This is a genomic window from Actinoalloteichus sp. GBA129-24, assembly GCF_001941645.1.
GTDB lineage: Bacteria > Actinomycetota > Actinomycetes > Mycobacteriales > Pseudonocardiaceae > Actinoalloteichus_A > Actinoalloteichus_A fjordicus.
Map to the genome: position 1 here is coordinate 2,146,428 of NZ_CP016077.1, position 26,037 is coordinate 2,172,464.

The window sequence follows — 26,037 nt, forward strand, 5'->3', positions numbered from 1 at the left end:
CATCGGTTGCCGAGGGTTCACCACAGGCGGGGCGACGGGCCTGTCGAGTCAGTCCGGGGGTGGGCCCGTCAGTCCGGCCGGGCGAGGATCTGCCGAGCGGCAGGGCCGCCGAGTCGAGCCTCAGCCTGGCCCGGTCGCGAGCCGGAAGCGGAGCAGCCCGCCGGGCCGGACCTGGGCGGCGGCAGGCAGGTCGTCCTCGTCCACCACGGCGATGACCGGGTAGCCGCCGGTGACTGGATGGTCGACGTGGAACAGCACGGGCAGGCCGCTCGCGGGCACCTGGATCGCGCCCCGGACCATGCCTTCGGAGGGCAGCTCGCGCGACACCCGGCGGCGCAGCGGCGGGCCTGCCAGCCGTAGGCCGACGCGATTGCTCTGCTCCGTCACCTCGTAGTCGCTCGTGCACAGCAGCCGGAGGGCCTCCGGGTCGAACCAGTCGTCTCGGGGGCCGGGGTGCAGCCGCAGCACCGGGATCTCGGGCAGCGGGGCCACCGGCGCCTGACTCACCACCGGCCAGTCCTCGGGCCGGGGTCCCAACGGCAGTCGGGTGCCCTCGACCAGCGGCGCGGGACCCAGCCCGGAGAGCAGGTCGGTGGAGCGAGATCCGAGTATCGGCGGAACGGCGATGCCGCCACGCACCGCGAGATAGGTGCGGAGACCGAGGGCGGGCAGGCCCAGACTCAACTCCTCGCCCGCCTCGGCCCAGACCGGGCCGTGCATGCCGATCGCCCGCCCGTTCAGGGCGGCGGGCAGCGGCGCTCCGGTGAGCGCCAGCAGGGTGGGCGCGTCGAACTCGACCCGCAGGCCGCCGAACGTGGCCTCGATCGCCGCGCAGGACTCGGCATTGCCCACCAGCCGGTTGGCGAGGCGCAGCGCGGGCCGGTCGGCCGCGCCGGAACGGGTCACCCCCAGCGCCGCGTAGCCGGGGCGGCCGAGGTCCTGCACCGTGGCCAGTGATCCGGGCGCGTGCACCGTCATCGAGGCGCGTCGTTCGACGGACATCAGCGCACCTCGCGGAAGCGGACGCGGTCCCCCGGCGTCAACAGGGCAGGCTCAGGCCGATCGGTCTGCCACAACGCCAGCTCGGTCCGGCCCAGCAGTCGCCAGCCGCCGGGGGAGTCCCGGGGGTAGACCGCGCTGAACTCGTCGGCGACGGCCACCGACCCGCCGGGCACCCGAACCCTCGGGGTCTCCCGGCGCGGCACCGTGAGCAGCGGGTCGCCGCCGACCAGGTAACCGAAGCCGGGGGCGAATCCGCAGAACGCGACCCGGTACTCCCGGCCGCAGTGGCGTCGCACCACGTCCTGTTCGGACAGTCCGGTCAGCTCGGCGACCTCCCCGAGGTCGGGTCCGGAATAGGACACCGGGATCTCCACCAGGGTGCCCTCCCGGTTCGGAACGGGGGAGAGGTCTCGCGATCTCAGCTCGGTGATCAGCCGGTCCGCCGCCAGCCGGTCGGCATCGAAGGAGATCAGCACGGTGCGTGCCGCAGGCACGATCTCGTCGACCGCCTCGGGCCGGTCGGCGGTCAGCGAATGGTGCAGGGCCTGTACCTGGGTGAGGTCGTCGAGTTCCACGAGCAGCGCACCGCGTCCGACGCGGTGGACGGCAGGCCTCGGCGCAGTAGTGGGGACGCTCGCGTCGGCGGGCGAGGCGGGGGTGCTCGCCGGGTCGCTCGACTCGGGCGGGGCCGTCGCGTGCCTGCCCGCCTCGGTGGGGGGAGAGGCGTCGGCGTCCGGCTCGGCGTCGGGATTCCGCATGACGCTCACCGGAAGGCCTCGAGAGTGATGCCCGCCGCCGTGAGCCGATCCCGCACCAGCCGGGCGATGGCCACCGCGCCCGGTGTGTCGCCGTGGACGCACAGTGAATGCGGCCGGACCTCGACGTCCTCGCCCGTCGTCGCCCGCACCACGCCGTCACGCACCATCCGGACGCACCGGTCGGCGATCTCCGAGGCGTCGTGCAGCACCGCGTTCGCCTCGCGGCGCGATACGAGTGTGCCTCGGGCCGTGTAGGCACGATCGGCGAAGGCCTCGTGGACCGTGGACAGCCCGGCTGCCTCGGCGTGGGCCAGCCACTGCGAGCCGGGCAGCCCCAGCACCGCCAGCGTCGGGTCGTAGTCCCGCACCGCCGCGACGACGGCGGCCGCCTGCTCGGTGTGGGTCACGATCGCGTTGTACAGCGCGCCATGCGGTTTGACGTAGCGGACCCGGTCGCCCGCGATTCTGGCGAATCCGTCGAGCGCGCCGAGCTGGTAGACGATGTCGTCGGCCAGCGCCGCCGGTTCGACGTCGATGAAGCGACGACCGAAGCCTGCCAGGTCGCGGTAGGAGACCTGGGCGCCGATCACCACGCCTGCGGCCACGGCCCGATCGGTGACCTTGCGCAGGATGCTCGGATCGCCGGCATGGAAGCCGCAGGCGATGTTGGCACTGGTCACCACGTCCAGCAGCGCGTCGTCGTCGCCGAGTGTCCAGATCCCGAAGCCCTCGCCGAGATCGCAGTTGAGGTCCACCGTGGACGTGGTCGGCCGTGACCGCGTACCCGTCCCTGCCTCGCTCGGATCGGTGCCGGTCCTGCCTGCCGTTCCCTCGGGACCGCTGCTCGTGTCCATCGCCGGTCGCCCTCCGCGTTCATGCCGGGCAGCCTGCCCGGCATCTCCATGGTCGTCGAGCCTGCCGGCTAGCGGCCCGCACCCCCCGGCGGACCCGCCGTCACGGTCGTCGGAGAACGTCCGGCGGCGATGTCCGCCGTCGCCGAGCAGGGCCGGTGTCCGGCAGACGCCGTGCATCGACGGGCCGTGCGGAGCGCGGTCCGACGCCGGGGTGTGTGCGGTGCCCGTCGGTCGGGCGCCGATCGGGACGTCTGCCCGTTCGGCCCGAACGCCTCGGCCATCGGCAGCAGTTCCCGATCCGCGTCGCCGCCCCGGTAGACCCATACCGCCGCGATGGTCTGCCGTTTCTGGTCATGGGGTGTGAAAGGTCGAGCACAGTCCCGCCACCGGGTGCCTGGGTGGTGGCCGACACCGGGCAGGACGGGGCCTCCGCCGACGATCGGCTGTCCGAGCAGGAGCTGCGGCAGGCGGTGGGGCCCGTCCGGTCCGGGATCGACGCGCGCGGACTCGTACCAGGCGCGCCGCCCGCGCGGACTCCGCATGTCCAGTCGAACCCGGCGGCACATCGAACCCGGCCTTACGCGGGACCCTGCCGGACGCCGGTCCGGGGCGCGGCCGAGGGCCGGGGACACGGGTCGGCGTTCGTGCCCCGGCCTGGGGGTTGATGAGAGGCTGTCCCGGTGACGACCGAGGCGCTGTTGGGCATCGACCTGGGGACGAGCGGGGTCAAGACCGTGCTCCTGGCGGCATCGGGCGAGATCCTCAGCGAGGGCTCCGCCGACTGCCCCCTGCACAGCGCACGGGCAGGCTGGGCCGAGGCTGATCCGAGGGACTGGTGGATCGCCGTCGTGCACGCCGTCGGACAGGCGGTGGCCCGCTGCGGCACGCGCTCTGCGGTCGCCGTCCGGGGAGTGGGCGTGACCGGGCAGATGCACGGGCTCGTCCTGGTGGATCGACACGGCGATCCGGTCCGGCCCGCGCTGCTCTGGCCGGACCGGCGGGCCCTGGCCCAGTCCGAGGAGTGGGGCGAGTTGCCGACGGTGCTGCGCGGCAGACTGGCCAACCCGATCACCCCCGGCATGACCGGTCCGCTGCTGAGCTGGGTGGCCGAGCACGAACCCGAGCACTGCGCGACGGCCGATCGGCTGCTGCTGCCCAAGGACTGGCTGCGGCTGCGGCTGACCGGCGCGGTCGGCACCGATCCGAGCGATGCATCGGCGACGCTGCTGTGGGACGTCGCGGCGGACACCTGGTCGGAGCGCGCCGTCGAGGCCATGGGCCTGCCGTCTCGGCTGCTGCCGCCGGTAGGGCACTCCGAGGCGACCGCCGGGGCGCTGCGGCCCGCCGAGGCTGCCGAACTGGGGCTGCCTGCGGGCATTCCGGTGGTGTTCGGCGCGGCCGACACCCCGGCCGCGCTGCTGGCCACCGGTCTCAGACCCGGTGAGGTCCAGCTCACCATCGGCAGCGGTGCCCAACTCGTCTCGCTCACCGACGATCCGAGCGCCGCACCGCAGCCGCTCGTCCATCTCTACCGGACGGCGCGGCCGCAGGGCTGGTATCGGATGGCGGCGGTGCAGAACGCCGGACTGGCACTGGACTGGGTCCGGTCCCTGCTCGGCGCCGACTGGTCCGAGGTGTACGCGGCGGCGGCCGAGGGCGAACCCGGCGCCGACGGGGTGACCTTCGTGCCGTACCTCACCGGCGAGCGCACCCCGAGGATGGACCCGACGCTGGCCTCGACGTTCACCGGTCTGCGGCTCGGCCACGACCGGCGGACGATCCTGCGGGCCGCCGTCGAGGGCGTCGCCTTCGCCATCCGCGATGCCGCGAGCGCCCTCCCTGAGCCGCTGCCGGACGTGATCCGCCTCGCCGGTGGCGGCATCCGGGACGACCGGTTTCGTGCGCTGGTGGCCGATGTGCTGGACGTGGAGCTGTCTCCTGTGGAACTGCGCAGCGCCTCCGCGGTGGGTGCGGCGATACTCGCCGCGGCCGGGGCCGGGCTTCCCGTCCCGCCCGCCGGTCGCGCCGACGGCAGCCCGGTCCGGCCGAGCGGCCGGGATCACAGCGCGGCCTTCGACCGTTATCGAGACCTGGTGGAGCCGCCCGCGGAGGACGAGTTCGGGCACGGGCACCACTGAACCGACCCGCGATCCGCCACAGGGTGATGCTCCGCCGAGTGATCCTCCGGCGGGTGATCCCCCACCGAGTAGTCCTCCACAGTGGTGCGTCCGACTCGATCAGGTCGCACACCCACCGGTCCGCTGGTGCGCGGCGGACTCGCCGTCGGCTGCGCCTGCCCTCGGTCTCGTCGGCGACGCCCGTTCTCCGATCAGAACGACGGTGTGGCGCGCATCGGGGCCGTTCGTCTGGCAGGCTTGCATCAGACTCGGGCGACCGCTTGGATGTTCTGGTGATCATCCGCAGGGGACCGATCCCGCGCGGGTGATGTCTCACATCACCGGCGCCCGGCGTGGCTGCTGGACCGGGGGCGCTACGGTGCCTAACGTCCGCAGCGGAAGTACCGGGGTCGACGGGCCTCCGGCCTCATCGCGGAGGTCGACCTCTGTCGGTCCAGGGCAGGCGGCCTGGACGTGCAGGCGCAGGCACGACAGCCCGAGCACGAGCCACGATCAGGAAGGCGGATCCGATGACGCCCCCGCACAACTATCTCGCGGTGATAAAGGTCGTCGGCATCGGTGGCGGCGGAGTCAACGCAGTCAACCGCATGATCGAGGTCGGGCTCAAGGGTGTTGAGTTCATCGCGGTCAACACCGATGCCCAGGCGCTGTTGATGTCCGATGCGGACGTCAAGCTCGACATCGGCCGCGAACTCACGCGCGGTCTCGGGGCGGGAGCCAATCCCGAGGTCGGACACCGGGCCGCCGAGGACCACCGGGAGGAGATCGAGGAGGTCCTCAAGGGCGCCGACATGGTGTTCGTCACGGCGGGAGAGGGCGGTGGCACCGGAACCGGCGGCGCGCCGGTCGTCGCCTCGATCGCTCGCAAGCTCGGCGCACTGACCATCGGCGTGGTCACCCGACCGTTCTCCTTCGAGGGCAAGCGGCGGGGGAAGCAGGCCGAGGACGGCATTCAGGAGCTGCGCAACGAGTGCGACACCCTGATCGTCATCCCCAACGACCGACTCCTCCAGCTCGGTGACATCGGCGTCAGCCTCATGGACGCCTTCCGCTCGGCCGACGAGGTCCTGCTCTCCGGTGTGCAGGGCATCACCGACCTGATCACCACGCCGGGTCTGATCAACCTCGACTTCGCCGACGTGAAGAGCGTCATGTCCGGGGCGGGCAGTGCCTTGATGGGCATCGGCTCGGCCAGAGGCGAGGGCAGAGCCGTGCAGGCCGCGCAGAAGGCGATCAACTCGCCATTGCTCGAGGCGTCGATGGACGGTGCGCACGGCGTGCTGCTCTCCATCGCGGGCGGCTCCGACCTGGGCCTGTTCGAGATCAACGAGTCGGCCTCGCTCGTCCAGGAGTCCGCGCACCCCGAGGCGAACATCATCTTCGGTACGGTGATCGACGACTCACTCGGCGACGAGGTCAGGGTGACGGTGATCGCGGCGGGCTTCGACAGCGGCGGGCCGACGCACAAGAAGCTGGAACCGGCACCGGTCAGCTCGCGGGCTCCCCTGGCGTCGGCGACCTCGGGTCGCCCGCCGGGATCGGGAGAACCGCCGCCGACGGAGCAGGAACACGTTCCAGAACGCGCGGCGCCCGTGCACCATCACCAGCCTTCGATGAACTCCAACCCCGTCACGCCTGCGGTGTCACGGCAGTCCGACCCGATGGGGCCCCGGCCGACGATGCCGCCGCCGATGCATGGCGGCCGTTTCGGCGGGCTGGACTCCGCTGGGCAGCAGCCCGGTCGTGATCTGGGCGGCTATGACGGCTCCCGCTCGACGCTGCCGGGGACGCCTCGGCCGGGCGGCCTGCCCGGTCGGTCCCTGCCGGTGTCCGACGACGGCGAGGACGACGAGGTCGACATCCCGCCCTTCATGCGACGCTGAACCGCACGGTCGTCCGCCGAGCCCGTGACACGAACTGATCGTGTCGCGGGCTCGATCGCGTCACGACTCGGTCGCGGGGCGTGCCCGGCTTCGGAGGCGCGGCCCACCCGGCTCTAGGATCGCCCTTGGTGGGGATGCCCGGTGCTCGAGAAGGCACCTGGCTTCGCAGTCCCTCCGTCGCGTCGGCGGGGAGCGGCGCGGGGCACGGCAGACTCTTCGGCGGAGGAGGGGTTACGGGTGCGCGTTCGGCGAGTGATCACCACGCGGGATGGTGGCGTGTCCTCGGCCCCGTACGACTCGTTCAACCTCGGTGACCACGTCGGCGACGACCCGGCCTCGGTCGAGGCCAATCGACGGCGGCTCGCCGCCGAACTCCCGGCGACGCCGAACGGCCTGGCCTGGATGGAGCAGGTCCACGGCCGGAGCACGGCGATCGTGGACGGTGCGACCCCCGCGCCGGTGGAGGCGACCGACGCACTGGTCACCACGAGACCGGGACTGGCACTGGTCGCACTGGTCGCCGACTGCGTGCCGGTGCTGCTCGCGGATCCGGTGGCGGGCGTCGTCTCGGCGGTGCACGCCGGGCGGGTCGGCAGCCGGGTCGGTGTCGTGACCGCCGCGCTGCGGGCGATGACCGAGGTGGGCGCCAGCGTCGATCGGGTGGAGGCGTTGTTGGGCCCGTCGATCTGCGGGAAGTGCTACGAGGTGCCCGCCGCGATGCGTGCCGACGTCGAGGCTCACCTGCCCGGTTCGGCATCGCGGACCCGGCAGGGCAGGCCGGGGCTGGATCTGCGGGCAGGGCTTCGCAGGCAGCTCACCGACGCCGGGATCGCGCGGCTCGGTGTCGATCCTCGGTGCACCGTGGAGTCGCCGGAACTGTTCAGTCACCGCAGGGAATCGACCACTGGGCGATTCGGCGCGGCGATCTGGCTGGAGCCTGCCTCGTGAGTGAACAGGACTTTACCGGCGAAAGCGAGCGCCGCGAGTTCCTGTCCGGGCGGCTGGCAGCGGTGCGTGAGCGCATCGCCGCGGCCTGCCTGACCGCAGGCCGACCGCTCGACGCGGTCCGGCTGCTCGCCGTCACCAAGACTTTTCCGGCTTCGGATGCCGCCCTGCTCGGTGATCTCGGACTCACCGAGTTCGGGGAGAACCGTGATCAGGACGCGGCGCCCAAGGCCGCCGAGGTCGCCGGGCTGCGGCCGGAACTGCCGATTCGCTGGCACATGGTGGGGCAGGTGCAGCGGAACAAGGCGAGGTCGGTGGCCAGATGGGCCGACGTCGTCGAGTCGGTCGACAGCCCCCGACTCGTCGAGGCGTTGGCGCGGGCCTCGGCGGCGGCGCGCGAGGCGGGCGAACGTGAGTCTCGTCTCGATGCGTTGGTGCAGGTCAGCCTCGACGGGGCGCCGGGGAGAGGCGGTTGTCCCCCGAAAGAGGTGGCGCAGATCGCAGAAATGATCGACCATTCAGGTGAATTACGACTCATTGGGGTGATGGCTGTCGCCCCGCTGGGAGGAGACTCTGAGCGCTCCTTCGAGACCTTGCACACGGTATCCGACCTGCTGCGACGTGATCATCCGCATGCGGTGGAGATCTCGGCGGGGATGAGTAATGACCTCGAACGGGCGATTGCGGCGGGCTCCACGAGTGTGCGTGTCGGAACGGCGCTTCTGGGTACCAGGCCGATAGCGTGAGTACGGGCGTTGTGGGGAGGCAGACGGCGGGTGACACCGTCGTCGGGACAGGCGTCGGGACGTTGGCCAGGTCAGCCAGTCCGGATGCGGGGAAGGGCTGTCGATGAGCGCACTACAGAAGCTGAAGGCCTACTTCGGCATGGTCCCCGCCGAGGACATGGACGACTACGACGAGGCAGGTTACGAGGCCGACGAGTACGAGTCCTACCCCGACCGGGTGGGGGCTCGGTCGCGGCGTGCCACCGCGCTGCGCGGTGGATACCGGCCGGTCGACTTCGACGAGGACGATGACGCCGTCGAGGCTGTTCAGAGCAGGTCGAGGACCCGGAGCTCCTGGTCGCCCCAGCCCGCCACGCGCGGAGCACTGGCGGTCGACTCGCAGCGTGACTCGGTCACCCGACTGCGACCTGCGGCGGAGTCCGTCGTCTCCGGCGCGGCAGGGGCGGCCGCGGGTCGGATCACGACGCTGCACCCCAAGACTTACATCGAGGCCAGGACCATCGGGGAGCACTACCGCGAGGGCACCCCGGTGATCATCAACCTGACCGAGATGACCGACGCCGACGCCCGTCGTCTCGTCGACTTCGCCGCTGGGCTGGCGTTCGCTCTTCGGGGGGACATCGACAAGGTGACGAGCAAGGTCTTCCTGCTCTCACCCGCCGATGTGGACGTCACGGCGGAGCAGCGGCGGCGGATCGCCGAGGGCGGTCTGTTCGGCTGACGGCAGATGATGGCAGAGTTGGGGTGTGGAACTCTTCCGGATCATCGCGTACTACGCGCTCTTCTTCTTCTGGCTGCTCTTGATGGCGCGTATCGTGGTGGAGCTGGTTCGGTCGTTCGCCAGGGACTGGCGTCCGGCCGGGGGGGTTGCGGTCGCGCTTGAGACCATCTACACAGTGACCGACCCGCCGGTTCGCGCGCTGCGACGCGTGATCCCGACAGTTCGGATCGGCGGGGTCGGACTAGACCTGTCGATTATGGTTCTACTGCTGGTCGTCTTCATCCTGATGCGACTGGTGATCCCGACTTGAACAAGACGACACGGGCAGACCGGGCAGCGGGGAGCTCCGGGGTTCCGCTGTCGAGGAGTGCGTGAGGTGATCTAGCCATGCCGTTGACGCCCGCCGACGTGCACAACGTCGCGTTCAGCAAGCCACCGATTGGCAAGCGGGGCTACAACGAGGACGAGGTGGACGCATTCCTCGACCTGGTTGAAGGCGAACTCGCAAGACTGATCGAGGAGAACAACGAACTGCGCAACCAGATCGAGCAGCTGGATCAGCAGCTCGACAACGCGCGCGCTGACCTGGAGGACGCCCGAGCAGGAGCCGCGGCCGCACCCGTCGCGGCGAGCAGGCCGGTGGAGGAGCCGCGCAGGCTCTCGCCGGTGCCGCCGCCGTCGCTGGTGGAGCAGACCGCGCCGGGGGGCGACCACCACGTCCAGGCCGCCAAGGTCCTCGGACTGGCGCAGGAGATGGCCGACCGCCTCACCGGGGAGGCGAAGGCCGAGGCCGACGGGATGCTGTCGGAGGCGAGGACGAAGTCCGAGCAGCTGCTCTCCGACGCGCGGACCAAGTCCGACGGCATGGTGAACGAGGCTCGTACGCGAGCCGAGACCATGCTGGGCGACGCCAGGACCCGCTCCGAGACCGTGGAGCGCCAGTCCAGGGAGAAGGCCGCCACCCTCGAACGCGACGCGCAGCGCAAGCACTCCGAGATCCTCGCGGGGATCACCCAGGAGAAGAACAGCCTGGAGAAGGAGATCGAGGTGCTGCGCACCTTCGAACGCGAGTACCGCACCAGGCTCAAGACGATGTTGGACTCGCAGCTCCGTGAGCTGGAGGACCGGGGCAGCGCCGTCCCGTCCGCCGAGTCCACCCGATCGAGTCACCAGACGGGATACAGCTTCGGCGGTCGCACCGCCGAGGCGGGCTGAGCACCGAGGCCGACCGGCGACGTCGGTCGGGATCGGCGTCGAGAACCGTCGACCGCCCCAGCGGACTCCGCTGGGGCGGTGCCGTCTGTCTCGGCCCGGTCGACCGGGCCGCTTCGACGGGCCCTGCAGCGGTGCAGCGAAGGCGGCCCGACCGGCCCGGCGGCGGCCGGGCGTCGGAGCGCCCCTCCGGGCGCCGGGTCGGGCGAAAAGGATTCGACCTCGGCGCTAATCTGTGCGTAACAGGCTTTGATCCGGCCATCACCGGGGAGCCGCCGGAAGAACCGGGCCGAGACGGCCCGCAGTAGAGCCGGCCGGGCGGGCCCGTCACAGCCCTGAACGAGAGGTCGACGTCCGCGCTGCTGCGGGGTGCGTCGGCAAGCGGGGTGGTACCGCGGGGTGTCGAAGGCGACACGTCGTCCCCGGAGGGAGTCCGCGAACGGCGGGCCTCCGCGACGACCGCCACCACCCTGCGAGGAGTATCTCCGATGGCCTACCCCAAGGTCCGTCTCACCGGTCCGGACACCGCAGGCGTGCCCGCGCAGCCGTTCTTCCCCGAGCTGGAGAACGCGGTGCTGTCCTACTGGTCGGCCGACGACACCTTCGCGGCGAGCGTGCAAGCCCGCCCCTCCGGAGAGAACGGCTCCAACGAGTTCGTCTTCTACGACGGCCCCCCCTTCGCCAACGGTCTTCCGCACTACGGGCACCTGCTCACCGGCTACGTCAAGGACGTCGTCCCCCGGTACCAGACCATGCGAGGCAGGCGTGTCGAACGCCGCTTCGGCTGGGACTGCCACGGCCTGCCCGCCGAGGTGGAGGCCGAACGACAGCTCGGGATCGACCACAAGTCCCAGATCGAGGCCATGGGCGTCGACGTCTTCAACGACGCCTGCCGCACCTCGGTCCTGCGCTATACCGACCAGTGGCGCGACTACGTCACGCGCCAGGCCCGCTGGGTGGACTTCGACGACGACTACAAGACCCTCGACCTGGACTACATGGAAAGCGTCATGTGGGCCTTCAAGTCGCTCTGGGACAAGGGCCTGGTCTACGAGGGCTTCCGGGTCCTCTGGTACTGCTGGCGCTGCGAGACGCCGCTGTCCAATACCGAGACGAAGATGGACGACGTCTACCGGGACCGGCAGGACCCGGCGGTCACCGTCGCGATGCGGCTGGAGACCGGGGAGCGGGCCCTGATCTGGACGACGACGCCGTGGACCCTGCCCAGCAACCTCGCCATGGCCGTCCACCCGGACGTCGAGTACGTGACCGTCGAGCACGAGGGCGAGCGTTATCTCCTCGCCGAGGCCCGGCTGGCGCACTACGCCAGGGAGCTGGGCGAGGACGCCGCCGAGCGGATCGTGGCGCGCTGTACGGGCGCCGACCTGCTCGGTCGTCGGTACTCGCCGCCCTTCGACTTCTTCGCGGGCTGGGAGAACGCGCACCGCATCCTGGCCGCCGACTACGTCACCACCGAGGACGGCACCGGGATCGTGCACATCGCCCCGGCCTTCGGTGAGGAGGACAAGGCGGTGACCGACGCGGCGGGCATCGACCCGGTCGTGCCGGTCGACTCGCGGGGGCGGTTCACCAGCGAGGTCCCGCCGTACGAGGGGCAGCAGGTCTTCGAGGCGAACAAGGAGATCATCCGCGACCTCAAGGCGGCCGGGCTCCTGGTGCGCCACGAGACCTATGACCACCCCTACCCGCACTGCTGGCGGTGCCGTAACCCGCTGATCCAGCGTGCGGTCTCCTCCTGGTTCGTCGCCGTGACCCGGTTCCGGGAGCGGATGGTCGAGCTGAACCAGCAGATCGACTGGGTGCCGAGCCAGATCAGGGACGGGCAGTTCGGCAAGTGGTTGGAGGGCGCCAGGGACTGGTCGATCTCGCGGAACCGCTACTGGGGTTCGCCGATCCCGGTGTGGACCTCCGACGATCCGGCCTACCCGAGGGTCGACGTGTACGGCTCTCTCGACGAGCTGGAGCGGGACTTCGGCGTGCGCCCGGAGGACCTGCACCGGCCGTACATCGACCGGCTGACCAGGCCTAACCCGGACGACCCGTCCGGGCGCTCCACCATGCGCCGGGTCCCCGAGGTGCTGGACTGCTGGTTCGAGTCGGGCTCGATGCCCTTCGCCCAGGTGCACTATCCCTTCGAGAACCGGGAGTGGTTCGAGCACCACTACCCCGGTGACTTCATCGTGGAGTACAACGGCCAGACCAGGGGGTGGTTCTACACGCTGCACGTGCTGGCCACCGCCCTGTTCGACCGGCCTGCGTTCCGCAACGTCGCCGCCCACGGCATCGTGCTCGGCGACGACGGCCAGAAGATGTCGAAGTCGCTGCGCAACTATCCGGCCGTCGACGAGGTGTTCCAGCGGGACGGCTCGGACGCGATGCGCTGGTTCCTGATGGCCAGCCCGATCCTGCGCGGCGGCAACCTCATCGTCACCGAGCGCGGGGTGCGCGACGCGGTCCGACAGTCGGTTCTGCCGCTGTGGAACTCGTGGTACTTCCTCGCGCTCTACGCCAATGCGGAGTCGCTCGAGGGGGCCTCGCAGACCGATCCCGACTTCACCGAGCGGACGGGACGGACCGTCTCCACCCATGTCCTGGACCGGTACGTGCTGGCCAAGACGCATGAGCTGGTCGTCGACGTGGGCGCCGCGTTCGACGTGCACGACCTGCCGGGCGCCTGCTCGCTGATCGAGGACTTCCTGGAGGTGCTGACCAACTGGTACGTCCGACGCTCCCGTGAGCGGTTCTGGGCGGGCGAACAGGCGGCGGTGGACACTCTGCACACCGTGTTGGAGGTCGTCTGCCGGGTCGCGGCCCCGCTGCTGCCGCTGACCACGGAGGCGGTGTGGCGCGGCCTGACCGGGGGCAGGTCGGTGCACCTGGCCGACTGGCCGCTGGTGGACGAGCTGCCCGCCGACCCGGCCCTGGTCATCGCGATGGACCGGGTGCGGCAGGTCTGCTCCACCACCTCCGCGCTGCGCAAGGCCGCCAGGCTGCGGGTCCGGCTGCCGCTGCGCACGCTCGTGGTGGCGGCGCCGGACGCGGCGGCCCTGGAACCCTTCACCGGACTGATCCGGGACGAGGTCAACGTCAAGAACGTCGAGCTGACCACGGAGGTGTCCGCCTACGGTCGGTTCGAGGTCGTGGTCAACGCCAGGGCCGCCGGACCGAGGCTCGGCAAGGCCGTGCAGCAGGTGATCCGCGCGGTCAAGGCGGGCGAATGGACTCAGGAGTCCGACGGCACCGTCTCGGCGGCGGGCGTCCGGCTGCTGCCCGGCGAGTTCGAGGAGCGGCTGGTGGCCGCCGACCCGTCGGCGACCTCGGCGCTGCCCGGCGGTACGGGCGTGGTGGTGCTCGACACCGAGGTGACCGAGGAGCTGGCGGCCGAGGGACTGGCCAAGGACGTGGTCCGGGTGGTGCAGCAGGCCCGCCGGGACGCGGACTTCGACGTGTCCGACCGCATCGAGCTGACGGTTCAGGCCGGGGCCGAGGTCGTCGACTCGCTGCGGCCGAGGGAGGGCTTCCTCGCCCAGGAGACGCTCGCCGTGCGGGTCGTCTTCGGCCCGGTCGACGGCGGCTTCGCGGGCACGGTCGGCGAGGGCGCGGAGATCGCCGTCGCCGTCACCAGGGCCTGAGAGGCACTGCCGGGCGGCGCCCGGCTGCGATGGCGGCCGAGTCGAACTGACGGCCGCTCCGCCCGGCGGTGTGATCCGCCGCCGGGCGGAGCGGCCGGCGGGTTCTTCGGGGTGCCGGGCGGGCCGGTCCGCACGGATTCGCTGATCACGTCGAGCCGAGGGGACGCGGATGGGCGCTGAAGTGGTGCTCGTGCGCCATGCGGAGTCGATCCCGCCCCGGCCGGGCGGTCCGGCCGAGTCGGTGCGGCCCCTGAGCGACGGGGGACTGGCCCAGGCGGCCGGGTTGGTGGCCGAGCTGTGCTTGCCGCCGCCCGACGTCGTCTACGCCAGCCCTTATCGGCGTGCCGTCCAGACGGTGGCACCGTCGGCGGCCGAACTTGGCCTGCCCGTCCTGACCCGCACCGACCTGCGTGAGTGGGATTCCGGACTCGCTCCGACGCCGGATTACGCCCGGCACTACGCGGCGAGCTGGGCCGATCCGAAGCACCGAAGGCCCGGCGGCGAGAGCCTCGTCGAGCTGACCGCTCGGGCCTCGGCCGCGCTGGTCGACCTCGTCGCACGGCATCCCGAGTCGAGGATCGTCGTCGGCACGCACGGCACCTTCCTGGCCAGGGCACTGGTCGGCCTCGGCGTGGCGGTCGACTGGCCGTTCTCCCGGGACATGGCCTCGCCCGCGGTGTTCCGGGTGCAAGGGCTCGGCACGCCCGACGTCCGCGTGTCGGGTCCGGGGCTGCCCGCGAGTCGTCCGGGCTTCTCGCGGGACGGCGACCCGCCTCGACGGTGCAGCCGGGCCGAACGCCGTGGGTGAGGTCCGTCGCTGTGCGTCGGGTCGGTCGCCCTGTCTTCGTGCGGGACAATGGCCGAGTGAACACCGAGCATCCCGACTCCGACCCCGTCGACGGGGCGCGTGACCCGTCCCGCGCCGAGCCGTCCGCGCGGGGTGCCGACGTGCGCCGGGCCGCAGCAGCCAGCCCGACAGGCTCCGAGGGCGTCGAGGACTCCGCGCCCGCCGAGGCCGCAGGCTCGCCGGGGCAGGCCGAGGCGTCGCTGCCGCGTAGACGGGTGGGGCTGCTCGCACTCGCCGCCCTGCTCGTCCTCGCGCTCGACATCGTCACCAAGGTCGTCGCCGTCGCCACCCTGGAGCACCGTCCGCCGGTCGAGCTCTTCGGTGGAGGCCTCTACCTGGTCCTCTTCCGCAATCCCGGTGCGGCCTTCTCGATGGCCACCGGGATGACCTGGCTGCTGACCCTCATTGCGATCGGCGTCGTGATCGGCATCCTGTGGATCGCCCCTCGGCTGCGCTCGGTCGGCTGGGGCATCGGGCTCGGCCTGGTGCTCGGCGGCGCGCTCGGCAACCTCGTCGACCGTCTCTTCCGCGCGCCGGGGCCGCTGGAGGGACACGTGGTGGACTTCCTGTCGCTGTTCGCGCCGGACGGCAGTGTGTGGCCGGTGTTCAACGTCGCGGACTCCTCGCTGGTCAGCGGGGGTGTGCTGCTGGTGCTGCTCGCCTTCCTCGGCAAGGACTACGACGGCACGACGATCAAGAACGAGAAGAAGTCCGCGAAGGACGCGGCGCAGGCGACCCCGCGTGACGCGGGCGCCGACTCCACCGATCACTCGGTGGCGACCGGGTCCGATCGGACCCGACAGGAGGATTCCGCATGAGCGAGCAGCGCACCCTTCCGGTGCCGGACGGCCTGGACGGCCTTCGGGTGGACGCCGGGCTGGCCAAGCTGCTCGGCCTCTCCCGGACGGCGATCGTGGCGATGGCCGAGGCGGGCGACGTGCTCGTGGACGGCAGCCCGGCGGGCAAGAGCGATCGGCTGATCGCGGGGAGTCGACTGGAGGTCGTGCTTCCCGGCCCGGCGCACCCGCAGGTCATCGAGCCCAAGGAGGTCGACGGCCTCCGGGTGATCTACCAGGACGACGACATCGCGGTGGTGGACAAGCCCGTCGGCGTCGCGGTGCATCCCAGCCCCGGCTGGACGGGGCCGACGGTGGTGGCCGGGCTCGCCGCCATGGGGCTGCGGGTCGCGACCTCGGGTGCCGCCGAGCGGCAGGGCGTCGTCCACCGGCTCGACGTGGGCACCACGGGGGTGATGGTGGTCGCCAAGAGCGAGACCGCCTACTCCTCGCTCAAGCGGGCGTTCAAGGAACGCACGGTGGACAAGATCTACCATGCCGTCGTCCAGGGACATCCGGACCCGATCCGGGGGACCATCGACGCGCCCATCGATCGGCATCCTCGGCACGACTACAAGTTCGCCGTCATCGCCGAGGGCAGGCCCAGCGTGACCCATTACGAGGTGGTGGAGGCCTTCCGCCATGCCTCGCTGGCCGAGGTGCGGTTGGAGACGGGGCGTACCCACCAGATCCGGGTGCACTTCTCCGCCCTGCGACACCCGTGTGTCGGCGACCTGACCTACGGCGCCGATCCGAGCCTGGCCAAGGAACTGAACCTGACCCGGCAGTGGCTGCATGCCCGGCGTCTCGGCTTCGAGCATCCGGCCGACGGGCGGTACGTCGAGTTCGAGAGCGAGTACCCGGCGGACCTGGCCGCTGCCCTGGATCGCTTGCGAGAGCAGAGCTGACGCCGCGCCCATTGCGCCGCCGTGGGATCTCGCGTTTCGCGAACAGAGGTCATCGGCGCGTAATAACATCGTGATGCATGGTCTGGGAGCGCTGGGAGGCCTCGTGCAGGACAGAGACGAGTTCGGCAGGGCGGACCGGGGGCGGGTCGAACCCGTGACCCCGCCGATGGGCATCCGGCTGCCCGCAGGCGGGCCCGGTGCGCAGCAACAGGCGGCGCCCTCCGCCGCAGCGCACCCCGAGGATCTGCGACACGGCGCGCAGCAGTACGGCGCGGGCTGGGACGCCTCGGGGCAGGCGTCCGATCGTGGGGCCGCGCGGGCCGAGCCGGTCACGCCGCCGATGGGAACGCCGCTTCCGCTCGGCGGTGCGGGCAACGGCGCGGCGCTCGGCGGTCCCGTTCTCGACGATGCGGGTGCGTCAGGGCTGATCGACGACGTCGGACACGCCGCACCGGCGGTCATCGGCGGGGCGGACCCGTTCGACGACGGGCGGGTGGAGCGGGACTGGCCCACGCTGGCGCGCAACCGGAACGAGCCGCCTGAGGAGCAGGTTCCGGACGGCGCGGGCGGCTCGTGGGTCGGCCGGATGTTCGGCAACCGGCGCGAGGACTGAGCCCGTTCGCGACTCCACGGGAGCAGGGCGGCAGCACGCGGTCTCGGCGGGGTCGTCTCGTGCTTCGACGGCGGCGGGGCTCGGTCCGTGGGTGGCAGTCCGCCCGCCCGCCGCTCCGGTCGTGTGGTGACCGGCCCGGCCTGCGCGAGATCACCAGAGCGAGCCTGCTGCCCGGCCGCCTCCTGATCGATGCTCGACTCCGTGATCCGCGCTGATCGACCCCGTGTCTGGTGCGGAGCCGGTCCGCGCCGTCGGTTCGCGGCTCGCAGGCGACGGCGGAGTCTCTACGGACCGCCCATCACGGCGGCGTGCTCATGAGCACGTGACCACCGTGTCGCCACCCCGGAGCGGATCGGTAGCCGAACACCGTCGGCGGCCGTGCCGCTGCTCGGCGCCGCCCTCGCAGGCGGGGCCGGTCGGGAGGTGACGGCGGACCGGGCGCCCATGACCGGCTGCGTGCCACCGTGACGGTCGCTTCTCGATCTGCCAGTCGCCGGGGCTGGTCGGGTGGCTCGCGGCGCGGCCGTGCCGACTGCCCGCCCCGACCCCGACCGATCGTCGTGGCGGCGCCGCGCCTCCCGGCTTGTTCGTCCGGAGCCCATTCGATCGCTGATGCCTGCGCCGAGCCGCCTGCCGTACGGATGGGCGGACCGATACGCGGCTGACCGGGGGACCTCGCGACCTCGCACGCCGCCTCGGGTCGGCGACCTCGGGCGGCGACTCGTCAGCGGCCGATCGGAGCCGCATGGCGTCCTGCCCCGACACCAGCCCCGTCGTGCCCGGTGAGTCTGGATGCCGCAGACGCCCTGCGACGGGCTCGCGACCGCCGCCGACTCGCGCGACATCGAGCGGGTCCGCCGCGTCGCCGCGCCGAGCGCCGCCGACGGATCTGCGCCGTGGGCGGATGGATCGTGCCCTGGGCGCATGATCGCGCTCGCGTGTCTGAGGACCTCCGCTGCCGGGGCGCCCGGCAGCGGAGACGGCGACGCGAGCGAGCGGGCGAGGCGGGGGACGGCGGACCCGGCGTCACGAGCCTGCCCAGGACGTCCGGAGCGACAGCACACCACCATCATCATCAGCGGGTGCTTCGACAGTCCGAGGGAACCTGACAGCCGCAGCATCGCCCTGACCAGGAGATTCGGTTAAAAACTGAACACGATGCTAGATTTTTGGTCATGCAGTCAGGAATTGAGGGGGACGATCAGGAATCCCGCTCCTTCATCGAACGAGCGCGGCGGGAGCAGATCCTCCGCGCGGCGATCGAGACCATCGCCGAGCTCGGCTTGGCCAAGGCCTCTCTCGCCCGCATCGCCGCACACGCCGGGATCAGCACCGGACTCATCTCGTATCACTTCGCCGGTCGAGACGATCTGATCGCGCACGTCGTCCGCAGCGTGAACGACGGAATGGGTCGCGTGCTCACCGAGCGGATGGAGGCGGCCGAGGACTACCAGGGCGCGCTCCGAGGCCTGATCACCGGGTTCGTCCGCTTCTGCGCGGACAACCGCGCCCCGATGTATGCGCTGCGCGAGATCGCCGTGGCGGCGCGGAGCGAGCAGAGTCGGGGGCCGTCCTCGTCCGATCGTGAGGACCTTGCCTCGGGCGTCGCCGAGCTGCTCAGCGAGGGGCAACGGGACGGCGAGTTCCGCGACTTCTCGGTTCGCGTGCTGGCACTGACGCTGGGCGCCGCCCTGGAGGCCGTCCCACAAGAGCTGTACTCCCGACCCGACACCGACGTGGACGCCTACGCCGACGAGCTGGCCACGATCTTCGTGCTCGCCGTCCGACGTCCGCAGCCTGAGGAGACGACGTGACCGACCTGTCCGTGCCGAACGGACTCGGTGCGACCCCCGTACCGCCGTCCAACCGGGACGAGCTCTGGCTTCAACCGCCTCGCCACCGAATCGAACGCCGGGCCGTCGGCTGGTGGCTGATGCGCGGCGTCCTGGCCGTGGCGGTGATCGTCGGCGCGCTCGTCGCCGCCTACCTGCTGGCCGAGCCCGCCCGGCCCTGGGTGGGCCCGGTCCTGATCGGGGCCTCGGTGCTCGGCGTCGCCTACCTGGCCGTCGTCCCCGCCTGGCGGTACGCGGTCCATCGCTGGGAGGCGACCGAGGAGGCGGTCTACGTGCGGACGGGCTGGTTCGTCCGCGAATGGCGGGTGGCGCCGATCTCGCGAATCCAGACCGTCGACACGGTGCGGGGCCCGCTGCAACAGGTGTTCGGCCTGGCCACCGTCACGGTGACCACCGCGTCCGCCCACGGCGCGATCTACCTCGTCGGGCTCGATCATCGGATCGCGGCCGACCTGACCACCGACCTGACCAGGATCACCCAGGCGACTCCGGGAGACGCGACGTGACCACGCCGACTCAGGCCGACGAACTCGCAGGCGACCCGGCGGCCGAGTCCCGGGCGGCGGCCGCCGTGCCGGGCGACGACGTTCCCTGGCGCAGACTCGACCTCCGCATGGTCTGGATCGACCTGCTGATGATGGTGCTCTCCCTCGTCCCGTTCGTGCTGGCGACGGTGGTGTTCGACGTCGTGATCGACGAGTCGGCGATCTGGCCGACCGCGATCCTCGGCGTCGTCGGCGTCGGCTCCGCCCTCGCCGACCTGCTGCGCTGGGTGAAGACCCGCTACCGGATCACCGACGAGCGGGTCGAGTACCGCTCCGGTCTCCTGGTGCGCACCTACCGTTCGGTGCGCCGCGACCGGATTCGCAGCATCGACACGACCGCGAAGCTGCGACATCGAGTCTTCGGCCTGCGCGTGGTCGACGTCCGGGCCGGTGCCCAGGCCGCAGCCGGGGAGGCCGAACTGGTGCTCGACGCGGTCTCGCGGGCGGAGGCCGAGGCGCTCCGGCGCGAGCTGACGGGCGTGGGCACCCGCGAGCGGGCTGCGGACGCTGCCGGGGAGACGGGGCCCGGCCCGGCGGACGCCGTCCCGGCGACATCGCCGCCGAGGCTCGATGCGGAGCCCGGTGACGGCGTGCCGCTCGGCGCGCAGGCCGCCGACTCCGCAGGCCCCGAGACGCTGCTGTCGTCATTCCGGCCGCAGTGGCTCGTCCACAACGTGTTCAGTGTCTGGGGCTTCGTCGCGGCGGCGGGCCTGCTCTGGGGGGCGCACTGGCTGTCGGTGTCTTTCGGGCTCGACCTGACCGGCGACGTGGTGACCTTCGTCGACGGCCTGAACCTGCCGGTCGTCACTCTTGTCCTGCTCGGCATCGTGGCGGCGGGCGTCCTCGGCTCGATCGCGTTGACGGTCAACTTCTTCGCCGAGAACTGGCGGTTCCGACTCAGCCGGGTCCCCGGGGCGCAGAGCACGGTGCTGCACACCTCGCAGGGCCTGTTCAAGACTCGCGAGATCAACCGGGACGATCGGCGCCTTCGCGGTGTCGAGATCTCAGAGCCGTTGTTCCTGCGGTGGTTGCGCACTGCGGACACGACCGTGATCTCCACCGGGCTGTCCGAGGGCAGCACCTCGGAGAACGCCGCCGCGGCCATCCTGCCGCGAGTCCCGGTGGCCGAGGCCCGCCGGGTGGCAGGCGCCGTGCTGGGCGACGACCGTCCCTTCGCGACGCGGCCGATCCGGCATCCGAGGGCCGCGCTGCGTCGCCGGGCAGGCTGGGCCGTGGTCGTGACGGCGCTGGTGGCCGGGCTCCTCGCCTGGCTCGGCGCGACCGTGCCCGTGATTCCCGACTGCGCCTGGCAGGCGGGGCTCGGCGTACTGCCGATCGGGCTGCTGTGTGCCGTCGTGACCTATCGATCACTCGGTCACGCACTGGTCGGCGACCATCTCGTCACCAGGAGCGGGCTGACTCGCACGACGGCCGTCCTGCGTCGGGAGGCCGTGATCGGCTGGACCATCCGGCAGTCGGTCTTGCAACGTCGGCTCGGTCTGATGACCGTCGGCGCCACCACGGCCGCCGGGTACGGGCTTTACGCCGCCGTCGATCTCGGCTCGCCGGAGGCGCTGCGGTTCGCCCGCTCGGCGACTCCCGAGCTGCTCCGGCCGTGTCTGGGCGGTACTGCGACGCAGGACGGCGGGGTGACGCGGGACGGCGGGCCTGCGGATGGCGGCAGCGCGGCGGACGGCGGCGGGACGCACGGCGCTACCGCCGGAGCGGGAGCCGCCGTCGACGCGGGGGCCGTGCAGCGGTGACGGACGCGGGCCCCCTGCGCACTCGGTCGTCGCCGGGACGTATGCCCCGACGTCCCGGCGCGGGACGTCGCGCGGCGGTCGGCACGCGGCGGGCCCATCGGCGACCGGCCTGGCAGCAGACGGCCTGACGGCGACCGGCCTGGCGGCGGCGGGCCCGCACGGGGAGTGTCTGGCAGCGCCGGGCCTGCCCGGACCGGGGCGGAGCCGCGAGGAGATCGACCCCGTCTGCCGCGAGGTGCACCCGCCGAGACGATGCCGAGGCACCGCCCCGCGTCCTGCCGCTGCACCAGGAGGGCACCCGGTCGAGCGCCGAGGTCAGTCCTCGACCGTCCACGTCAGACTGAGCCGGTCCTCGCCCTGCTGGGGCGTCCAGCGCACCGAGGCAAGCCGGGTCGACTCTGGCAGCACGTAGACGGTGTGCCCGCCCGCCGTCTCGCCGGGCTGCACGCCGATCCGATACGGCGGCCGAGAGGACAGGGACACCGGCGCCTTGCCGATCTCCTGGCCGTCCTCACTGACCAGCATCAGGTAGAGGTCCGGCAGGGAGGCGAACGGGATCTGCCCTCGGTTGGTCAACTCGGTGTGCACGACCACCGCCCGCTCACCCTCCTGGAGCCGGTATCCCGCCGCCTCGAAGAGGAAGTTCGCCGGGTCCACCACTTCCAGGAGCTGGATGCGGAGCTGCTCGCCCTCCAACCCCTGGATGTCCAGGGCACTGCCCACCTCGCCGGTACGGCGGACGCTGGTCGCGGGGCCGGGCTGGGCGAGCACGTTGGTGGGCTGATCGCCCCTGGCCCACGAGGCAGACTGCGGCGGTCCCCAGGTGCTCATCGGGTCCTGCCCGCCCTGGGCGGGGAACGGCGTGCTGGGCGGGCCCGCGACCTGACCGGGCAGCGGGAAGGGCGTACTCGGCGGGCTGGGCTGCTGCGGGGCGGCGTGCGGGTGTGCCGCTGGTTGCTGCGGAGCGAACTGCTGCCCGTGGTGTGGTCCGGACTGGGCGCCGTGCATCGGGTAGGCGCCGCTGGGTGTCGCCTGCTGCATCGGATAGGGCCCGCTCTGGGCGGCCTGCGGGTAGACCCCGCTGGGGGTGCCCTGCGGGTACGGTCCGCTCACCGCGGCCGGGGGATACGGGCCGCTCGGGCCGCCGTGCATCGGATAGGCACCGCTCGGGGTGCCGGGCATCGGCGGGGCCTGCTGCTGGGGCGATCCTCCCCAGTAGCCGATCGCGGCCAACGCGCCGCGAATGCCCTGTGGATCGCATTCCACGCCGACGATCAGGGGCAGGCCGCTGACCGACAACGCCGCCAGTCGCGCGGCCACCTCTCTGACGTCCATGCCGAGGTGGTTCGCCAGATCGGTCACGGAGGTACGGCCCGCCTCCGCGACCACGGCGAGCAGGCGAAGGTCCACGGGGTCCGGCGCTACCACGGTTGCGCACGCTACCCGGTCGGCCGGGGCCGATGACGCAGGGTTGTTGATCCGTCGGCTGCTCGGCGGGATTCCGCTGTGGACCGGACCGGCTCGGCGGCCGGGTCCGATCGTTGCTCATCCGATCGGACGGACCGGATTCCCGCCTCACCCGGCGGGCGCGTAGATCACGATCCAATGGTCCCGCTCGGCGTCGTGCAGCATCTCGCTCTGGAAGGTGAGCCATCCTCGGGTCGGGTGGCGCACCTGTTTCACGGCGGACCGCCGGGCCCCGACCTCGCCTTGCGCCCAGTGGTTTCGGAAGGTGGCACTCGTCGCGGAGAGTTCCGCGAGCAGGGATCGGAGGTGCTCGTCGTCCGGGTACCGGCCCAGCGCCGAGCGAAGCTCCGCCGCAGCCCACCGGCCGTACTGGTGGGCTCCCTTGTCGCCGAGGACGTGGCGAGCCTCGGCGGTGAAGCCCTGGTGGATGATGTTGCGCCGGTACCGACCCACGCTGGGGATCGGGCCGAGGAGTTCGGTGGCGGCGGCATTGCGCGCCAGCACGTTCAGGCGCCCGTCGTGGACGGTGACGGGGACGGTGTCGTCCAGGCCGCGCAGCAGTCGGCGGAGCCCCGGTCGGATCTCGCTGTCCGGGGCGAGCGGCTCGGGCGGCAGCTCGCCCGCGAGCCGGAACAGGTGATCCCGCTCGGCGGCCGTGAGGCCGAGGGCCCGTGCCAGCGCGGTGAGGATCTCCCGTGAGGGACGCTGCGCTCGCCCCTGCTCGAGGCGGGTGTAGTACTCGACGGAGATCCCGGCGGCCTCGGCCAGCTCCTGCCGTCGCAGCCCCGGTACCTGCCTGCGCGACGCCCGCCCGACGGCCCGCTGGGCTGGCGGCGCCATCATGGCCCGCCGACCACGCAGGTACTTCCCGAAGTCCGCCCTGTTCCCCGTCGACATGGACACCATTCTGCCGCCGGCCGCCCGGTGGACTGGCCCTCCCAGTACCAGGCGTGCGGGAGTCTTCCCGGCCTGCGGGCGGTCCAGCACAGTCGTCGTAGAGCGCGACCCGTGCCGGGCGGCACGAGCGCTCGTCCACCGCAGTCATCGGCAGCATCCACCTGAAGACATCAAGACAAGGGAGTGCCCCTCGTGCCCACGAACCGCATCGCGCTCGTCACCGGAGCCAACCAGGGCATGGGAAAGCAGGTCGCGAAAGAGCTGGTCTCGGACGGGGTCGCCGTGTTCGTCGGGTCCCGTGATCTCGTCCGAGGCGAGGCGGCGGCCGCCGAGATCGGCGACGGCGCCACCGCGCTCGCGCTCGACGTGACCGACGCGGCGTCGATCGCCTCGGCCGCCGAGCGGATTCGCGCGGAGGCCGGTCGGCTCGACCTCCTCGTCAACAACGCCGCCATCGCCACCCGCACCGCCGTCGACCTGGCCGAGTTCCGTGCCATGGCGAAGGCGAGCATCGCCCCGCTCGACGAGGTGCGGGCTGTCTGGGAGGTGAACGTCTTCGGCCCGCTGGCGGTGTACCAGGCCATGCTGCCGCTGCTTCGCCGGTCGTCGGACGCGCGCATCGTGAACGTGACGAGCGCGCTGGGCTCGATGACGACCGTTGCAGACCCGATCTTCGCGTTCCACGCGGGCTTCGAGCCGATCTACGCCGCGTCGAAGACGGCGCTCAACGCCGTGACGCTGTCCATGATGGTCGAGTTGGCATCGACCGACATCAAGGTCAACCTCGTCTCGCCGGGGTTCGCGAACACTGCGTTGGTCAACTTCGAGGGGACGGAGTCGGTCGAGGACGCCTCCCGCGAGGTGATGCGCGTCGCCCGTCTCGGCCCGACGGGCCCGACCGGGACCTTCACCCGTTGGGAGGGTGAGCACATCCCCTGGTGACCCGCTTCCGGCAGCAGGGCCGGACACCGCCGACGCGCCGACGAGGACGGTCCTGGTCGTCCTCGTCGAGGGATCGGACGGGGTCGCGTCGAGCTATTCCACGATGCGGGTGCATCGGCACGGTGCCGCACTTCCCCGTGCCGCCTTCCCCGCGCTGCCACAGCCGTGGCGTGGGATCGTGCGGCGCTCAGCCGAGTTCGCCGGCGACCACCACGCAGGCCGCCGTCGCCCCGAGGCAACTCACCGGATCACCGGCGTCTTCGGTGACACGGCTCAATCCCACCAGAAGGACCAAGAGTTTTTTCCGAGAATGTCCTCCGCGTAGTCGCGGAGGGTGCCGGGGCCCTGGTCGATGTTGTCCGGGCAGAAGGTCCAGTGCTCGGCGGCGACGTGCTCGGCGTGCTCCTGCGTGGTGGGCGGGGCCGCGATGCTCAGGTCGAGGGTGTCGAATCCGATGCGGACGACGCGGGCGCCGAACCGGTCCTCCCAGCTGCGGACGATCGCGGCCATCGGCGCGGTGCGATCCGAGTGGTTGGTGGGGCCCATCCAGCCGATGACCGCCAGGGCGTCGGCGCTGCGCGGCGCGGCGACCAGCCCGAGCCGTCCGGAGTCCGACGCCGTCAGGTCGGCGTACCAGTCGGCGACCTCTTCTGCGGTGCGCGGGGACGTCCCCGCCGTCGCCAGGCCGGGGAAGGTCGAGTCGAAGGGCGTGAGATGTCCGGTGTCGGTGCTGCCGGAGGGCTCCAGCCAATCGGCCCAGATGTCGGCCATGACCCGTGCCGCGTCGTGACGGTCGACGTCGGCGACCGTCTCGGGGGCCAGTTCCCCGGTCTCCCAGGGCAGGCCGCCGTGCTCGGCGGTCTCCAGGATCAGCGGCCACAGTCCCGAGACGGCGTGTTCGGTGCGCAGCCGGGCCCAGAGTGCGCCGTCGGCGGCGTCATCGCCGAGCCAGAGTGCGGGCCTGGTCCGCGACGCCACGGTCCGCGCGAAGCTCTCGTCCGGCAGGATCAGCCGCCCGGGGGGCAGCGGCATCGACAGGGTGCGGCCCGCCCTCCCCTCGGGGAAGAGCGATCCCCAGTCGTCGAGCGGCTGGGCGGTGGTGCTGGGCTGGTCGATCACGTCGAGACCTCCCGGAGAGCGAGCCCGAAGTCGCGGCAGCGCCGATGCTCTCATGCCCGGCGGCGGGCCAAGCCGATCAACCGGGGAAGTTTGTTCTTGTTTTTGCTCGTTCGGCCGGTCTCGGCGGCGTGGCGGCGGTGCAGCGGTCACCGGGGCGTCTCGGCAGGTTCACCCACCGGAGTGGCGAGTGCGCGCTGATTGCCCGATCGTCGTGGGGATCGGGGGTGATCGGGCCGCGAATGGCAGGCCGCGTTAGTCCGATCAGGTGAATGTCGACGGTAGGTCGAATGGTGTGCAGTCGGGTTCAGCAGGCACATCGCGATCATCGCACCGTC

22 protein-coding genes are annotated in these 26,037 nt (G+C 71.8%); 16 read left to right on the forward strand and 6 right to left on the reverse strand.

Features of this window, described 5'->3' with window-relative positions:
• Window positions 1-120: 120 nt before the first annotated feature.
• The 3 genes from UA75_RS09695 to UA75_RS09705 are packed head-to-tail and all read right to left on the reverse strand — an operon-like array spanning window position 121 to window position 2,614.
• Window positions 121-1,002: a biotin-dependent carboxyltransferase family protein gene (locus tag UA75_RS09695; protein WP_083683066.1), complete on the reverse strand. Its 882-nt coding sequence runs from the start codon at window positions 1,000-1,002 to the stop codon at window positions 121-123.
• Window positions 1,002-1,760, reverse strand: coding sequence for a 5-oxoprolinase subunit B family protein (locus tag UA75_RS09700; RefSeq protein ID WP_083683067.1), 759 nt, complete (start codon window positions 1,758-1,760; stop codon window positions 1,002-1,004). The genes UA75_RS09695 and UA75_RS09700 overlap by 1 nt, the downstream gene beginning before the upstream one ends.
• 5 nt (window positions 1,761-1,765) lie before the next feature.
• Window positions 1,766-2,614 (reverse strand): LamB/YcsF family protein, encoded by an 849-nt coding sequence (locus UA75_RS09705; RefSeq protein WP_083683068.1) that lies wholly within the window; start codon window positions 2,612-2,614, stop codon window positions 1,766-1,768.
• 680 nt (window positions 2,615-3,294) lie between these two features.
• Between UA75_RS09705 and xylB the strand changes: the two genes are divergently transcribed.
• The 15 genes from xylB to UA75_RS09790 all read left to right on the forward strand — a co-directional run bounded on the left by xylB (window position 3,295) and on the right by UA75_RS09790 (window position 21,277).
• On the forward strand, window positions 3,295-4,752 hold the full coding sequence (gene xylB / locus UA75_RS09715) for a xylulokinase (RefSeq protein ID WP_083683069.1): 1,458 nt from the start codon (window positions 3,295-3,297) through the stop codon (window positions 4,750-4,752).
• 509 nt (window positions 4,753-5,261) lie between these two features.
• Complete coding sequence (gene ftsZ, locus UA75_RS09720) at window positions 5,262-6,635, forward strand: cell division protein FtsZ (RefSeq protein WP_075739966.1); 1,374 nt, start codon at window positions 5,262-5,264, stop codon at window positions 6,633-6,635.
• Between the two features lie 237 nt (window positions 6,636-6,872).
• Window positions 6,873-7,583, forward strand: a complete 711-nt coding sequence (gene pgeF, locus UA75_RS09725) for a peptidoglycan editing factor PgeF (protein ID WP_075739967.1) — start codon at window positions 6,873-6,875, stop codon at window positions 7,581-7,583.
• A complete protein-coding gene (locus UA75_RS09730; RefSeq protein WP_075739968.1) occupies window positions 7,580-8,326 on the forward strand; it encodes a YggS family pyridoxal phosphate-dependent enzyme in 747 nt (248 codons plus the stop codon). Before pgeF ends, UA75_RS09730 begins: the two co-directional genes overlap by 4 nt.
• Window positions 8,327-8,429: 103 nt before the next feature.
• Window positions 8,430-9,047, forward strand: coding sequence for a cell division protein SepF (locus UA75_RS09735; RefSeq protein ID WP_075739969.1), 618 nt, complete (start codon window positions 8,430-8,432; stop codon window positions 9,045-9,047).
• Window positions 9,048-9,072: 25 nt separating this feature from the next.
• Window positions 9,073-9,357: a YggT family protein gene (locus UA75_RS09740; RefSeq protein WP_075739970.1), complete on the forward strand. Its 285-nt coding sequence runs from the start codon at window positions 9,073-9,075 to the stop codon at window positions 9,355-9,357.
• 77 nt (window positions 9,358-9,434) lie between these two features.
• A complete protein-coding gene (locus tag UA75_RS09745) occupies window positions 9,435-10,262 on the forward strand; it encodes a DivIVA domain-containing protein (protein ID WP_075739971.1) in 828 nt (275 codons plus the stop codon).
• A 485-nt stretch (window positions 10,263-10,747) separates the two neighbouring features.
• A complete protein-coding gene (gene ileS / locus UA75_RS09750; protein ID WP_075739972.1) occupies window positions 10,748-13,912 on the forward strand; it encodes an isoleucine--tRNA ligase in 3,165 nt (1,054 codons plus the stop codon).
• Window positions 13,913-14,081: 169 nt separating this feature from the next.
• Window positions 14,082-14,720, forward strand: coding sequence for a histidine phosphatase family protein (locus UA75_RS09755; RefSeq protein ID WP_075739973.1), 639 nt, complete (start codon window positions 14,082-14,084; stop codon window positions 14,718-14,720).
• 56 nt (window positions 14,721-14,776) lie between these two features.
• Window positions 14,777-15,577: a signal peptidase II gene (lspA, locus tag UA75_RS09760; RefSeq protein ID WP_404799970.1), complete on the forward strand. Its 801-nt coding sequence runs from the start codon at window positions 14,777-14,779 to the stop codon at window positions 15,575-15,577.
• Window positions 15,574-16,503, forward strand: a complete 930-nt coding sequence (locus UA75_RS09765) for an RluA family pseudouridine synthase (RefSeq protein WP_075739974.1) — start codon at window positions 15,574-15,576, stop codon at window positions 16,501-16,503. The genes lspA and UA75_RS09765 overlap by 4 nt, the downstream gene beginning before the upstream one ends.
• A 103-nt stretch (window positions 16,504-16,606) precedes the next feature.
• A complete protein-coding gene (locus UA75_RS09770) occupies window positions 16,607-17,116 on the forward strand; it encodes a hypothetical protein (RefSeq protein WP_157434086.1) in 510 nt (169 codons plus the stop codon).
• A gap of 1,175 nt (window positions 17,117-18,291) precedes the next feature.
• A complete protein-coding gene (locus UA75_RS09780) occupies window positions 18,292-18,930 on the forward strand; it encodes a TetR/AcrR family transcriptional regulator (RefSeq protein ID WP_075739977.1) in 639 nt (212 codons plus the stop codon).
• 119 nt (window positions 18,931-19,049) lie between these two features.
• A complete protein-coding gene (locus tag UA75_RS09785) occupies window positions 19,050-19,475 on the forward strand; it encodes a PH domain-containing protein (RefSeq protein WP_083683992.1) in 426 nt (141 codons plus the stop codon).
• The gene (locus UA75_RS09790; protein ID WP_075739978.1) at window positions 19,472-21,277 is read left to right on the forward strand and encodes a PH domain-containing protein; all 1,806 of its coding nucleotides are present in this window, start codon (window positions 19,472-19,474) and stop codon (window positions 21,275-21,277) included. Before UA75_RS09785 ends, UA75_RS09790 begins: the two co-directional genes overlap by 4 nt.
• A gap of 315 nt (window positions 21,278-21,592) precedes the next feature.
• Here the strand turns inward: UA75_RS09790 and UA75_RS09795 are convergent, their stop codons facing one another.
• Window positions 21,593-22,705, reverse strand: coding sequence for an AsnC family transcriptional regulator (locus UA75_RS09795; RefSeq protein ID WP_157434087.1), 1,113 nt, complete (start codon window positions 22,703-22,705; stop codon window positions 21,593-21,595).
• A 147-nt stretch (window positions 22,706-22,852) separates the two neighbouring features.
• A complete protein-coding gene (locus UA75_RS09800) occupies window positions 22,853-23,641 on the reverse strand; it encodes a helix-turn-helix domain-containing protein (protein WP_083683996.1) in 789 nt (262 codons plus the stop codon).
• 192 nt (window positions 23,642-23,833) lie between these two features.
• Between UA75_RS09800 and UA75_RS09805 the strand changes: the two genes are divergently transcribed.
• Window positions 23,834-24,583: an SDR family NAD(P)-dependent oxidoreductase gene (locus UA75_RS09805; protein WP_075743618.1), complete on the forward strand. Its 750-nt coding sequence runs from the start codon at window positions 23,834-23,836 to the stop codon at window positions 24,581-24,583.
• Between the two features lie 273 nt (window positions 24,584-24,856).
• Here UA75_RS09805 and UA75_RS09810 read toward each other — a convergent pair whose 3' ends face one another.
• Entirely contained in the window at window positions 24,857-25,702 is an 846-nt protein-coding gene (locus tag UA75_RS09810; RefSeq protein WP_232237702.1) for a DUF4253 domain-containing protein, read from the reverse strand.
• Window positions 25,703-26,037 lie beyond the last annotated feature (335 nt).

Coding starts and splice junctions, on each gene's coding strand:
- ileS (WP_075739972.1), top strand. CDS start 10,748: ATGGCCTACCCCAAGGTCCGTCTCACCGGTCCGGACACCGCAGGCGTG.
- UA75_RS09800 (WP_083683996.1), bottom strand. CDS start 23,641: ATGTCGACGGGGAACAGGGCGGACTTCGGGAAGTACCTGCGTGGTCGG.
- UA75_RS09700 (WP_083683067.1), bottom strand. CDS start 1,760: ATGCGGAATCCCGACGCCGAGCCGGACGCCGACGCCTCTCCCCCCACC.
- UA75_RS09705 (WP_083683068.1), bottom strand. CDS start 2,614: ATGGACACGAGCAGCGGTCCCGAGGGAACGGCAGGCAGGACCGGCACC.
- UA75_RS09780 (WP_075739977.1), top strand. CDS start 18,292: ATGCAGTCAGGAATTGAGGGGGACGATCAGGAATCCCGCTCCTTCATC.
- ftsZ (WP_075739966.1), top strand. CDS start 5,262: ATGACGCCCCCGCACAACTATCTCGCGGTGATAAAGGTCGTCGGCATC.
- UA75_RS09785 (WP_083683992.1), top strand. CDS start 19,050: ATGCGCGGCGTCCTGGCCGTGGCGGTGATCGTCGGCGCGCTCGTCGCC.
- UA75_RS09755 (WP_075739973.1), top strand. CDS start 14,082: ATGGGCGCTGAAGTGGTGCTCGTGCGCCATGCGGAGTCGATCCCGCCC.
- UA75_RS09745 (WP_075739971.1), top strand. CDS start 9,435: ATGCCGTTGACGCCCGCCGACGTGCACAACGTCGCGTTCAGCAAGCCA.
- UA75_RS09735 (WP_075739969.1), top strand. CDS start 8,430: ATGAGCGCACTACAGAAGCTGAAGGCCTACTTCGGCATGGTCCCCGCC.
- UA75_RS09695 (WP_083683066.1), bottom strand. CDS start 1,002: ATGTCCGTCGAACGACGCGCCTCGATGACGGTGCACGCGCCCGGATCA.
- UA75_RS09765 (WP_075739974.1), top strand. CDS start 15,574: ATGAGCGAGCAGCGCACCCTTCCGGTGCCGGACGGCCTGGACGGCCTT.